We start from the raw sequence: 385 nt of genomic DNA, 5'->3' as shown, positions 1-385 counted from the left end.
AAGGAGCTGTGCACGGCATACCAGATCGCGTGTCAGGCGGTGCCGGAGATGGAGCAAAAGGAGTGCCTCTATCTTCCCATGCCCATGACAAAGGATAAAAAGGTGTTGGATGAAAGCCACGATCTGGCGGCCGGCGCCGTGATGGAACGGCTGGACAGAGGATAGGATGTGGGCTTCATAACACTGGGGGATGTGAGCATCTACTCCACCTGCAGCTATCTGCTGGAACGACTGTGGAACCGGGGGTATGCGACGAGGCTGGAATGCGGAATCCCTTCATTTTCAGCGGCGGCGGCCAGACTTGGCATACCGCTGGTGTCCGGAGCGGAGGAACTGCACGTGATCCCGGCTACGTATCAGGTGAAGGATGCGCTGAAGCTTCCGG

Annotated in this window: 1 protein-coding gene; it reads left to right on the top strand. The window is 58.2% G+C overall.

Annotation, left to right across the window (positions count from 1 at the left end; genetic code table 11):
* Nucleotides 1-168 precede the first annotated feature (168 nt).
* Nucleotides 169-385, top strand: a 217-nt coding sequence (locus NE664_15590; GenBank protein ID MCQ4728056.1) for an SAM-dependent methyltransferase, incomplete at its 3' end; no start/stop codon positions are given.

It is taken from the genome of Anaerotignum faecicola (assembly GCA_024460105.1).
Taxonomy (GTDB): domain Bacteria; phylum Bacillota; class Clostridia; order Lachnospirales; family Anaerotignaceae; genus JANFXS01.
Note: the sequence above shows the minus strand (reverse complement) of the source record. Positions and strands in the feature narration are given on the sequence as shown.